Here is a 12,215-nt window from a genome sequence, read left to right as displayed (position 1 = left end):
AGCCAAACGGCAGGAATTGGGCCGTTAACCGCCTGTCCGCTGTCGGGTCGCGAGGTTGGGAAAGCCGCCATTCTTTAGCCAGCTGACATATCCGGAAAGACCTGCATGCGGACTTTGGCCGCTGCTTCCCAGAAACGGACGTTGGTTCATGTCCCGAACTTCAGCTCGATCCGAACCGACAGCGGCGCGTGGCTTCGGGCGCAATGAGATGATAGCTGCTCGTTCGGCCCCGTGCGCGGCGCCCCTCTGCGCATAGAAACTCCGTCATGCAGTTTCGGCTTCTGAGCCTTCAGCTCGTCGCGAATCACGCGTCAAGCCCGGTTATCGGGAACTTCCGCCTTGGCATCTCAGTATAGGTGTCTCATTATCGGACGTTTGTAGCGTAAGGTGGCGTATCGCGTGGCGCATATTCTGATTGCCGACGACGACGACCTTCTGGGCGAGTTGCTTCGCTTCAAGCTCGAAGGCGCAGGGCACCGGGTCACGGTCATCGGCGATGGCCGCTCGGCGCTCGATGCGGCGCTATCGGGCGGGTACGATTTGATCGTTCTCGACGCGATGATGCCGGTCCTGTCGGGGCCCGAAGTGTTGCGCGCGCTGGTTCAGCAGGGATCGCGTCTGCCGGTGGTGATGCTCACTGCCCGCAAAGGGCAGGACGACGTGCTCGACGCCTTGTCCGCAGGCGCCCGCGACTATCTCACCAAGCCTTTCATTCCCGATGAGCTCGTAGCGCGGGTCAACGCAATCCTGAAAAGCGAGAGCGCGCGTGTTTCGACGGACGGCTGAGGGAGCCGCCCTCCTTGCGCTGCTGGCGAGTTCGGCGACGGCGTTCGCGCAGATCGGAGCAGATCGCGAGACGACGATCTCCGAGGCACGCGCGGCCATAGCGCGCGGCGACAAGGCCGCGGCAATCGCGCGGCTCGAAGCGGCGAGCATCGCCTGGCCGAACGATCCGGAGGTCCTGCGGCTGCTTGGCAGCGCCTATGCCTATGCGCAGCGCTACCGCGAAGCGATCGCGACGTTGCGCGCGGCGCAGGTGCTGGCGCCCGAGGATCTCGACATCCGCGCCGCGCTTGCCCGGGCCCATCTCTGGTCGGGCGACCGAGATGCGGCGCGGCGCGAACTCGCCGCGATCGAGGCGCGCGATCCGGGCAATGCCGACCTCGCGGCCATCCGCAACCAGCTCGCGCTGCCGCAAGGAGAGCGCGCGACCACGCGGCGCGGAGTCTTCGCCAGTCAGAGCGTTGCCCGTGTGACCCCGGACAACCGGCCCGACCGAACATGGTGGACGACGACCCTCGGCGCCTTCGGTCCAATCGCCCGCGGCACGACATTGTCCGTGGAAGCCGAGCGCGAAGACCGCGGTGTCGCAGTGGACACCCATTTGCTCGCACGCGTCGACCATCAATTCTCGCCGGGCTGGCGCGGCTACCTCACCGCGGCGGCGACTCCGGAGGCGGATTTTCGGGAGCAGTGGAGCATCCGCGGTGGCATCGAGGCCGATATGAGTCGGCGCGTCACGTTGCTCGCCGATGTCCGGCACGCCGATTATGGCCAGACGCAGGTCACTGCAGTCGAGCCCGGGATACGCTTCGGCGTGCCCGCGTTGCGGAGCAGCGCGACGCTGCGGATGATCAATCTGTGGGACGAGCGGGGAGAGCATCGCAGCGGCTGGTCTGCACGCGTCGATACCGGGACGCGGAGCGGCGCAGGATTGTTCGCCGGCGTCGCGAGCTATCCGGATACCGAAGCGGGCATCACCCGGCGCGTTCGCTCCGTCTTCGCGGGCGCAGCAATCCCGGTGAGCGCGGATGTAACGATCCGCGCGACCGGCGAATATGAGAGACGCGTCGACACCTATACCCGCAAGGGGCTGTCCGTCGGCCTGCAGCTTCGCCTCTGATCGTGACGCTCCCGGGCATCGCCGATCACGTCGCCCGGCTGGCGATCCTGATCTCGCTATGGGGAACGTTGGCGATGGCGGCGCTGCTTCTCGTGCTGGTGATGCGGCGTGACCGCAAGGAGCGGAGCCGGGCGGCCACGGAGACCAACAACCGATCGCTGACGCGCGAGATACTTGCGGCGCTGCCGGGCGTCGAGCGCCCGGGCGAAGCCTATCGGCACGCTTCCCCCGAGCAGCGGCTCGCGGCAGTGTCGCATCTCCGCCGGCTGGTGCGAGGCGAGGACCGCGTGCGGCTTACTGCGTTCGTGGAGCGCCATCACCTCGTTGACCGCGTGCTCGCCAAGGCGCGGCGCCGCCGTATTTCCCGCCGGGTCGATGCGGTGCGCGCGCTCGGCGGCGTGGGCGGAAGCCAGGCAGTAGCTGCCCTCGACGCGATGCTGCGGCACGACAAGGCTTTGTCCGTGCGGCTCGAGGCGGCGGCGATGCTGGCCCGGCTCGACGCACTGCCCATGGCGGACGTTCTGATCGCGGCGCTGGCACTCGAGAAGGTTCCGGTGACGCCGCTCCATCATGCCCTGTTCCGCGCGCTCGCCCCGCACCGGGCAGAAGAACTGCTGGCGTTGTCGTGGCGAAACTTTCCTCCCGGACTACATGCGCTCGTCGTCGATGCGCTCGGCTGGACCGAAGACTATTCCACGCTCGAAATGCTCAGCGAGGCGGCGCGCGCCGGAGACGCAGAGGTTCGTTCGGCGGCGCTCGCGGCGGCAGTCCGTCTGAACCATCCGGCAGCCGGCAAATGGGTGTTGCCTCTGCTCGAAGACCCCGACCAGAACGTTCGTGCACAGGCCGCACGCGCCTGCGCGGCGATGGGGCTGCGCACGGCGCTGCCATTGCTCGAGCGGATGCGGCAAGATCCTTCGCGCTGGGTCAGGCTTCGCGCGGGCGAGGCGGTAACGACGTTGGGCGGGGGAGCATGACCTGGCCGCTCATCGCCGAATGGACCGGGCGCATCGGCACCGGCCTGCTGATCAGCATGAGTTTGCTCTGCTTCCTGGTCGTGAGCATCCGCAACCTCGTCTCGATCGTCCAGCTCCTCCTCGCCGCGCACGTATTCTACGTCCGCGTCCGCCCGGCCGCGCGCTCGTACGAGCTGTGGACGCGTTATGCCGATCTCGCGCCGCCGGTCTCGGTGATCGCGCCTTGCTACAACGAGGAGCTCTCGATCGCCGACAGCGTGCGGGCATTGCTCGCGCTCGAATATCCCGATCACGAAGTTGTCGTGGTCAATGACGGCTCGCGCGACGCCACGCTCGCGCGGCTGATCGGCGAGTTCGACATGCATCTGATCGAGCGTGAGCAACTCGCGGTGCTCCAGAAGACCCGCATACTTGGCGTCTACGCCTCCGCAAAACACCCCAATCTTCTGCTCGTCGACAAGGAGAATGGCCGCAAGGCGGATGCCGTGAACGCCGGTATCGGCTTCGCCACCGCGCCTCTGGTCTGCGTCATCGATGCCGATTCGATCATCGAGCCCGACGGGCTGCTGCGCGGCACCGAGCCGTTCATGGCCGACGATGGCAGCCTCGTCGCGATCGGGGGGACGATCCGCATCGCCAACGGCTCGGCGGTGCAGGGCGGGCATGTGCGGCAGGTACGGCTGCCCGCCGGCTGGCTGCCGCGCTATCAGATCCTCGAATACCTCCGCGCCTTCCTGACCGCGCGGATCGCCAACGCACAGCTCGGTACGCTGCTGCTGATCTCGGGTGCGTTCGGTATCTTCCGCCGCTCGGTACTGGTCGAGATCGGCGGCTATCGGCACGATACTGTCGGCGAGGATCTCGAGATCGTCACCCGGATACACCGCTATATGCGCGAGCAGCGCCGCCCCTATCGGGTCGCCTTCGTTCCAGAAGTGATCTGCTGGACGGAGGCGCCGTACGACTGGGAGGGGCTGCGCAATCAGCGCTCTCGCTGGGAGCAGGGCGCACTGGAGACGCTCGTCCGGCATCGTCGCATGATCTTGAATCCGCGCTACGGGCGGGTCGGGATGATCGGGATGCCGTTGCTGGTGATCGAGGACGTGCTCGGTCCGCCCTGCGAAATCTTCGGTTATCTGCTGGTGCCGCTCCTCTATTTGCTGGGACTGACCAGCGGCACGGTGGTGATCGCCTTCTTCTCGCTGACGGTGCTGTTCGGCACCGCGATCAGTCTCGGCACCCTCGCGTTGGAGGAACTGCAACTTCGGCGCACGCCCCGTGCGCGCGACCTGTTCCTCATCGCGGTCGCCGCGCTCATCGAGAATTTCGGATACCGTCAGGCCAATCTGGTGTACAGGCTGCGCGGCATGTGGCGCTATTTCCGCAAGGACAATAGCTGGGCCTCGGCGACCCGCGCCGGCTTCGCGAAGGAGTGACGGAGTGGCGGGCCGAAGTCTCGCTTGGGTACGCGCCGTCGCCCTCGCGTCGTCAGGCGCGATTGTGCCCGCCGCTATTGCCCAGACGCCCGCTCGGGTCTGGAGCCTGCCAGCCGAGCCGCAATGGGCGGACGCAGAGACGCTCGTGCTGCAAGGGACAGAGCGTGACGGAAATTTCGTGCCGAAGAGTCTGAGCCTTCCCGAGCGGGAGACGGACTCGCCTGGAAGGCCCCGACTGTTGCCGCTCACAGGCGAGCTCCTGCCCTTGCTGCGTCCGCGCATTTTCGGTGTCGAGGAGCGGGTCGCGGCCACTGCGGAAGCTGGCGGGCTGCACATTCGCTGCGGTGCCGGATCGCGGCCTGCGGGCGTCGTTCTCGAACCCACCGGCTACCGCTTTCCCCGGAACATGGCCGGCGATCTGGTGCTGAATGGCGAAGCGAGCGTGCCTGTCGGTCTATCGCTGGTCGCGCCTGGCGGCGACGCCCCCGCGCCTCCACAGACCAGCTTCAGCGGCGGCCGGGCGGCGCTGCCGCTTGGGCCGGACGCATCGGCACTGGTGGTCAGCTGTCCTTTCTCGGCGAACGAAATCATCTTTCGGGGAGCGCGGATCGAGCCTGCTGGCGGGCCCGCGGTGCGCTACGGCAGCTGGGTGTGGGATGCGGCAGAGGCGATCCGCAACCCCGCCGCCTTTGTGGACCACCTAGCCGCGCTTGGCCTGGGGGACATCGCCATCCAGCCGCCGGCCGACCCGGGCGACATCCTTCCGGTCGCGCGCGCGCTGTCGGCGTCCGGAATCGCAGCGCACTTCGTTGAGGGCGACCCGGACATGATCGAGCCCGACGGTCTGGCGCGCGCGCTCGAACGCGTCGGCCGCCTGCGCCGCGCGGCGCAGCGCCTGCGATCGGCTCATCCGCCGGTGCGGCTCGAGCTCGACATCGAACCCTATGGCCGTGCGGATTATGGTCGCGACCCCACCGCCGCGTGGCGGCGCTGGGCCTCGGCGGTCGAAGCGATTGCTCGCAGCTGGGGCGAACCTGTGGACGTCGATGTGCCGTGGTGGATGCTTGGGGCGCCGGGCGGTGTCGCGGCGCTGACGAGTGCCCGTGCCTCGATCGATACGATCGTCGTGATGGCGTACCGGACGGAGCCGCAGCTGATCCTCGATGCCGCGGAGCCGTGGCTCGCGCTCGGCATGCCGGTGAAGATTGCCGTCGAGGCCGGCGAAGTCGCGACCGAGGTCCAGCGAACCTATCGGCGTGCCCCGGCCGGCGAGCTTGTGATCAGCGATGGCCGCGCCGTGCTGCAACCCGCGCCGGTCGCCCGAGCCAGGGGCGCGGCGACATTTTCGCTGACCCGCGAAACCCGCACGCGACCTGACCGCGTCAGCTTCTATGGTCGCGATGCCGAACGCGGCGCGGCCGAGCGGACGATCCTGCCGTTTTTGAAGGGGTGGTCCAATTTCCGGGGCTTTCGCGTCCACGGTTTTTCGGGGCTGCGGTCGCAGATCGCCAGTCGCCCCGCGGACGTTCCCCCGAAGCAGCAATAGGCGACTGACGATTCCCAACCCGTCATGCTCAACGCGGCAGCACTCGAACGAACGACCACTCTCAGGCTTTCCTGGAGCACATATCATGGTGGCGATTGTGCGCTTTGGCAGGATGAACGGTGCGTAGCCCCCGGCACCCTCACCCCCTCGGCAACGACCTCGCCGGTCGCGCTCGCGCGGCGGGGTGATGCAGGCCCGGAACGACAGTGGAGGAGCCGGGCGTCAGCCGGCTTGCCGGGCCACGCGGGCGGGCCTGGCAGGGCGCGCCGCCCGGTCCCGCGCCACCGGGAGAGGCCACAGCAAACGCCGCCGCGCGAGCGCCCGCGGGGCCGCGATCAGGCGCCACACCCTGCTCGGGCAGGTGCAGCGCCCTACAGTGTGCGTCACTGCCCCGCGCCATTCTTTTGCGGCAGCCACCCTCGACAAAGGCGCCGATGTGCCGGGCTGCCGGCCTTGCGACCGGCTTTCTGGATCAGGGGGTCATCTTGTCATCCTCGATGCGATGCTTCATTTCGGTGCCGCAATCGAGGACGATCATGGCCGAGCTACAAAGCTTCGATACCGAAGTCGGGACCTGGCTCCTGATCGAGGAGCTTGGTGCAACGCTGCGTGCCCTCGTGCATGCCGGCGAGAGCCAGGCAGAACCCGGCTTCACACTTTTCTGGCCGGGCCGTTTCGATGCCCGGAATATGATGCGTTTTCACCGGGTCGCCGGAACACAGGTGAACGAACATCGACCCTTCGAGCGGCAGAAATCGCGCATCCTCGTCTATGACCGTCGGTCCGGCGAACCCGTGTCCGTCACAATCGGTAATGGCATTTCCTTCCCCGAATTTGCGGACGCAGATTTCGCGCGATTCGAACATGTGCGCAGTATGCAGTACGCAGGCATACGCGTCCGAGAGGAAAGCCCGGTCCTCATTCTATGGACCCATATCACCGAAGAAATCGAGGATCTCCCGGACGACGCAACCGGGATCCTGATGCAACCGCGGCATCTGCCGGGTCTTCGCTACGCTCTCGCCGAGCTCATTGCGGCTACGTCGGCGAAACCCATGAATCTCTTCGATGTGGCATCGATGCTGGACGAGCTAGATCATTATCTGCGGCCGGACACGGCTCCGATTGCGATGGCGGTGTGAGGGGGAAATGGTCAGGATCTCACTGGGGCGTTTCGATATCGACACGCAATGCGAGCAAGGCGGCGCTGCGGTTGCAAACCTCACCGTCGGCAATGCCGGACAACACAAGGTGACCTTCCGCAACCGCACGACGCTACCCTATGATGTCCGCGCAACCTGCATGTTTCCCGACCCGAATCCGCCGCGCGGCCTCTCCTACAACAGCGCCACGCCGTCGCAGGACGTGATCGGAGTCGCCTCCCTGACGGGAAGCGCGTCTGCCGTCGCCGGACAGGCGCTCGATGTCCACGGTCCCGCGGGCCAGCATCAGCGTCTGCAGATCACGGTGGTCGAGTATCGGCTGACCACGGCAGGCGTGGGTCTCAACATGGGCAGTTTGTGGAAGGCAATCGCCACCTCCGCACTGCCGTTCACCGACACGGTGGATGTGGTCTGAAATGGATTGGAAGGACCTCGCCCTCGCGATCATTCCGCCGTTGCTGGCGATCATCATCGAGCGACTCAATCCTTACGACACGGCCTTTTTCGAACGACAGGCCGAGAATATCGTCAAGGCGGAGATCGGCGACCCGGCGGACGCGAGCCTGCCGGTCGAGGCGAAGCAGGCGATCTCCAATGCCATCCGGATCCTGGCCGGATCGACGGAAGGTGCGGCGAGCCAGGTCGGTGTCGCGCCCACGTTCGTCAGCTTCCTGGCAAGCGGTATCGCGCTGGTCATGATCCTGCATGCGCCGGCCTGGTGGCTGGTCGCCTTGTGCCTCGTCGTTCTGGTAGCGGCACTGACGATCTGGCGTTTGCTCTCCAGTCGCAACCTCCTCGCGGTGCGGACGCTGACCGTGAGACTTCCCCTGTTTGGCGACAAGCCCGTCTCTAAAATCTGCTCCTGGGCGATCTACTTCACGAATGCCGCGCTCGTCGCGATCGCAATGATCATTTTTGTCGCAGGTGCGGTTTCGACTACCGCTACGCCGGCGGGGGGCGCTTCGCCGGGCGTCGTCGCCGACGGTCCGACGGAGCCGCGCTGAACGTTCCGGGGCCGGCGGAAGCGGTCCGGCGAAGTCCGACAACGGTCGTGCGCCGACGCGTGGTTTGCCATGCTGCGAGATTCGGAGACGGGAACACTGCGGAGAGCGACGGCACAGTCCCCGGCATCGAGCCATGGCCGCCGAGAAATGGCACCGGCGTACAAACGCAAACTCGCCAGGCGCTCCTTGCGGCCCAGCCGGTCGGAGGCGATGCCGAGAACGGGCGCGGACAGGAACTGGCAAGCGAGACGCTCCCGAGCAACAGGCCGATCACAGCGGCGAGGCACCAAAGCTGCGCGCATAGAGCGGAAGCAGGGCAATAAGATTCCGGCTCCGGTGGCATCGATCGCGACGAAGGCGAATAGTGGCAGAAGGAGACGCAACTCGCGCCTCCGGCGACGGGCTGCGCCTGCGGCATCACAACGCCCTCAGGAATGACCGGAGGGGAAAACCCTCGTCAGATAGCCGTCTATATCGTCGATCTTCGGCGCATCGAAGGTCGCGGCGACATAACCGTCGGGCCGAATGAGGATACAATTGCCGTCCGCCAGTTCGAGTTGGCGGGACGGATCGCGCATCTCCGCCTCGTCGCCGACCGTAACGACGCGCAAACCCTCACGGGACACCGCGACCGGGCGATAGACCGGGTTCGACAGCAGCAGAGTCCAATGCGGGCCTGTCAGCACATCGAACAGGCGCCGCGGCTGTCCGGCCGCGCCAGCCAAAATCGCGTCCGGCATGCGGTCGCCGGCCGCTGGACCGTTCGGCCGCCGACCTTCGTCATGCGAAAGCGACGACTCCCGATAATTCAGATCGAGCTGATGCGTGTCGCGGCCGCGCTGCATGGCGCCTTGCTCACGCTGGCGCTCGAGCAGCCTGGTCGAGAGACCCAGCACATCGGCCGCGATCGGTCGCCGCTCCTCCTCATAGGTGTCGAGCAGCGTATCGGGTGCGCCCTTCAAGACCGAGGCGATCTTCCAGCCCAGATTATAGGCATCCTGAACACTGGTGTTCAGCCCCTGCCCGCCCGTTGGCGGATGAATGTGCGCCGCATCGCCCACCAGGAATATTCTTCCGACACGGTAGCGATCCGCCAGCCGGGCATTCATCGCATAGGCTGATGACCAGGACACGGAGTGCACCGCGATATCGGTCCTGCCGGTGCGTTCGGCGATCAACCGCTCCAGTCCTTCGGGGGAAAGATCAGGTGCACCCGTCAGCGGAATGGGTGCCTGTACCTGGAAGAGATCGGTTCCAGCCAGCGGGCACACCATGACGAGCCGCTCCATGTCGCCGTCGTTGAACTGATGCCACGCATCGCGATCTAGCCCGGTCAAGCGGACGTCCGCCACGATTGCGCGAGCCCCCAGGGTCTTGCCCGGAAAGTCCACACCGAGGGCGCCACGGACCAGGCTGCGTCCGCCATCGGCGCCGACGAGGAACCGCGCATCGATCGATGCCTCGCCATGCGGCGTGGTGACGCACGCCCGGACGTCGCCCGCGCCCTGCTCGAAATCGACGAGTGCAGTGCCGAACTCGACACGATGCCCAAGCTCGGCAAGGCGCTCGCGCATCACGGCTTCGGTGAGGAACTGGGGGATCATCAGCGGAATGAAGTACGGCACGTCAGGCGAAGGTTCGGGCGCCTCGAATCTATTTTCTGCATAGCTGCCGTCTTCACGATACGTTCGCATCGGCGGATAGACGCCGCCTGCGGCCATGATGCGGTCGATGATCCCCAGATCCTCGAACACTTCCTGGGTACGCGGCTGCAATCCCTTGCCTCGCGAGCCTCCGAACGGCTCCTCCAGCTTCTCGATGATCCGAAAGGAAATGCCGCGCCGGGCGAGATCGATAGCCAGCGTCAATCCCGCGGCACCGGCACCGCAGATCAGCACGTCAATCTCGTTTTGCGCTTTCATTTGACCGCTCCAATGTGTATAATACACATATTTCAACGGAGCCAGACGTGTCAATGGAAAAAGTGCAAAATGCACATATTAAGGCAATATTGCCGGAATTGCATCGATCACTGATAGACATCGTGAGCGTCATGAACCTCCCCGAGCGCGACGCCGAGTTGCTCGCCAGGGCGGGGCTCTCCCTCGAACGGGCTCTGTTTCCGTTGCTTGTGCTGGTCGAACGGCTTGGCCCGATCGGCGTGGTCGATCTCGCGGGCCGGGTCGGTCGCGACTACACCACCGTAAGCCGCCAGATTGCCAGGCTGGAGGAACTCGGACTGGTGACCCGACGAGGAGGTGCGACCGACAAGCGGGTTCGCGAGGCCGTCATTACACCGGTGGGCAAGCAGGCAACGGACGCGCTGGATGCGGCGCGTGAAGAGATGGCGCTTGTGATGTTCGAGGACTGGACGCGGAAGGATTTTGACGACCTGGCGCGGCTCATGCGCAGGCTTGCCAAGGCGATGTCCGACTAGGCTGTGTGCCGATCGTGGCTCAGGCCCCTCCAGGTCGAACCTGACCGCCATCGGCGCGATCGCCACCCTCCGCGTCTGGTCATTGGCGACACGTGCTGCGCAGGAGGCATTCGGCACCGTCCGTGTGCGGGACAGACCGCCGCGTTCGCAAATGTCCTCCGCCACGCTGCGCGAACCGGCGCTGTCGCGTCCTTTCGGCGATCTGGGCCGCGGTGACCGGCCGCCGCCGCTCGCGCAGTACCTGCAGGATCGCGAGCAGACGCTCGGTCCGCGTCATGCCGCGCCTCGCCCGGCTGCGTTCAGGGCTCCTTCAACGGCTTGGGCCAGCACGGCGATGCTGGGCTCGATCCCGCTTTCCGCTATGCGGCCGTATCCGATGAAGAGACGACGTGGGCCACCGTGAGAGGCGCTGTATCGGCCCGTCCCCTCGGTCGCGATCCCGCGCGTGCGAAGGTAATCGACGATACCGGCCTCGCCAGCAGCGTCGATCGCATCGGGCAACCGCAGCGTGACGTGGAGGCCCGCGGCGGCCCCTTCGATCGATAGGTCCGGGACCAGTCGAGACAGTGCGGCGAGCAGCTGGTTGCGACGCTCGCGGTAATGTCGTCGCATTTTCCTGAGCTGCCGATCATAGGCGCCGGAGCGCAGCAATTCCGCCAAGGCGTCCTGATCGATACGGGGCGGCCCCTCGCTCCACCGCCGCAGTTCGGCAGTCATTGTCGGCACCAGTGCCGGCGGCACGACGAGCCAACCCAGTCTTAATGCCGGCGCCAGGGTCTTGCTCGCGGTACCCGCGTAGACAACATTGTCACGAGCCAGCCCCTGAAGCGCGCCAACGGGCGACTGGTCGTAACGGAACTCGGCGTCATAATCGTCCTCGAGGGCCAATGCGTCGGCCTCCTGTAGCCAGCCGATGAGCTTCTGCCTGCGTGCCGCGCTGAGAACTCCGCCGACCGGGAATTGGTGGGCTGGTGTGACAAACGCTGCGTCGGCGCCCAAGCTCACTAACCGATCCACGTCGACACCATTCTCGTCGACTTGCACGGGGACGCGGCGCAGGCCTGCCTTATCGACGGCGACCCAGTCGCTGTAGCCAGGATCCTCGACCGCGACCCGCCGGATACCGCGCGCATGGAAGGCCGCGCAGACGAGCGCTCGCCCCTCTGCGAAACCGCTGGTGACGAAGATGGAAGCCGGATCAGCGACAACGCCGCGCACCCGGCCCAGATAGTCGGCCAAGGCCGCACGAAGGACGGGACTGCCCCGTAGGTCGCCATAGCCAAGTTCAGCGGCGGGCAGCGTGCCAAGTACCGCGCGGATGGCCCGGAGCCAGTCCCTTCGCGGGAACATACCGACATCCGGCATGGCAGGCCGAAGGTCGAAGCGGACAGCTTCCACTTGTCCCGCTTCTTCCACGCGCCGCTCCACCGATGTGACGCCTGGCGCGACGACCGGGCGGGCCCCTTGTCGCAGCTTGAGATAGCCTTCAGCAGCCAGCTGCCCATAAGCCTCGACGATCAAGGGCCGCGATATACGCAACTGCGCTGCGAGCGCCCGGGTCGAGGGTAGCGAAACCCCTGGCCTCAGCACCCCTCGACGGATCGCATCGAGAAGCCCCCGCCGCAACTGCGCTCCGAGGGTCTCACTGGAATTGCGATCGATCGCCAGCGGCAGGTCGCAAAGCGAACTGGTCAACAATTATACCCCGTAACTGGCCATGTTTTGTCACCCAGTAACATAGTAGCTCGG

Annotated in this window: 11 protein-coding genes; 9 read left to right on the top strand and 2 right to left on the bottom strand. The window is 66.0% G+C overall.

Annotated features, from left to right (window positions below; all coding sequences use genetic code 11):
• Nucleotides 1-399 precede the first annotated feature (399 nt).
• The 8 genes from Q9Q95_RS03335 (at nt 400) to Q9Q95_RS03300 (ending at nt 8,029) form a co-directional block, all read left to right on the top strand.
• Nucleotides 400-786: a response regulator transcription factor gene (locus tag Q9Q95_RS03335; protein ID WP_306093821.1), complete on the top strand. Its 387-nt coding sequence runs from the start codon at nt 400-402 to the stop codon at nt 784-786.
• Nucleotides 767-1,903: a YaiO family outer membrane beta-barrel protein gene (locus Q9Q95_RS03330; RefSeq protein WP_306093820.1), complete on the top strand. Its 1,137-nt coding sequence runs from the start codon at nt 767-769 to the stop codon at nt 1,901-1,903. The genes Q9Q95_RS03335 and Q9Q95_RS03330 overlap by 20 nt, the downstream gene beginning before the upstream one ends.
• A 2-nt stretch (nt 1,904-1,905) precedes the next feature.
• Complete coding sequence (locus tag Q9Q95_RS03325; RefSeq protein WP_306093818.1) at nt 1,906-2,880, top strand: HEAT repeat domain-containing protein; 975 nt, start codon at nt 1,906-1,908, stop codon at nt 2,878-2,880.
• Complete coding sequence (locus Q9Q95_RS03320; protein ID WP_306093816.1) at nt 2,877-4,316, top strand: glycosyltransferase; 1,440 nt, start codon at nt 2,877-2,879, stop codon at nt 4,314-4,316. Before Q9Q95_RS03325 ends, Q9Q95_RS03320 begins: the two co-directional genes overlap by 4 nt.
• A gap of 4 nt (nt 4,317-4,320) precedes the next feature.
• On the top strand, nt 4,321-5,862 hold the full coding sequence (locus Q9Q95_RS03315; RefSeq protein WP_306093815.1) for a hypothetical protein: 1,542 nt from the start codon (nt 4,321-4,323) through the stop codon (nt 5,860-5,862).
• A gap of 536 nt (nt 5,863-6,398) precedes the next feature.
• Nucleotides 6,399-7,004, top strand: a complete 606-nt coding sequence (locus Q9Q95_RS03310) for a hypothetical protein (RefSeq protein ID WP_306093812.1) — start codon at nt 6,399-6,401, stop codon at nt 7,002-7,004.
• 7 nt (nt 7,005-7,011) lie between these two features.
• Nucleotides 7,012-7,440, top strand: a complete 429-nt coding sequence (locus Q9Q95_RS03305) for a hypothetical protein (protein ID WP_306093811.1) — start codon at nt 7,012-7,014, stop codon at nt 7,438-7,440.
• Nucleotide 7,441: 1 nt separating this feature from the next.
• On the top strand, nt 7,442-8,029 hold the full coding sequence (locus Q9Q95_RS03300; protein WP_306093809.1) for a hypothetical protein: 588 nt from the start codon (nt 7,442-7,444) through the stop codon (nt 8,027-8,029).
• Nucleotides 8,030-8,457: 428 nt separating this feature from the next.
• Here the strand turns inward: Q9Q95_RS03300 and Q9Q95_RS03295 are convergent, their stop codons facing one another.
• Nucleotides 8,458-9,951 (bottom strand): FAD-dependent oxidoreductase, encoded by a 1,494-nt coding sequence (locus Q9Q95_RS03295; protein WP_306093807.1) that lies wholly within the window; start codon nt 9,949-9,951, stop codon nt 8,458-8,460.
• 53 nt (nt 9,952-10,004) lie between these two features.
• Here Q9Q95_RS03295 and Q9Q95_RS03290 point away from each other — a divergent pair, with 53 nt between their 5' ends.
• Complete coding sequence (locus tag Q9Q95_RS03290; RefSeq protein ID WP_306093805.1) at nt 10,005-10,466, top strand: MarR family winged helix-turn-helix transcriptional regulator; 462 nt, start codon at nt 10,005-10,007, stop codon at nt 10,464-10,466.
• A 273-nt stretch (nt 10,467-10,739) separates the two neighbouring features.
• On the opposite strand, the gene Q9Q95_RS03285 is transcribed toward Q9Q95_RS03290, so the two are convergent.
• A complete protein-coding gene (locus Q9Q95_RS03285; RefSeq protein ID WP_306093803.1) occupies nt 10,740-12,161 on the bottom strand; it encodes a PLP-dependent aminotransferase family protein in 1,422 nt (473 codons plus the stop codon).
• Nucleotides 12,162-12,215: the final 54 nt, after the last annotated feature.

Source organism: Sphingomonas sp. DG1-23 (assembly GCF_030730875.1).
Classification (GTDB): Bacteria; Pseudomonadota; Alphaproteobacteria; order Sphingomonadales; family Sphingomonadaceae; genus Sphingomonas.
Note: the sequence above shows the minus strand (reverse complement) of the source record. Positions and strands in the feature narration are given on the sequence as shown.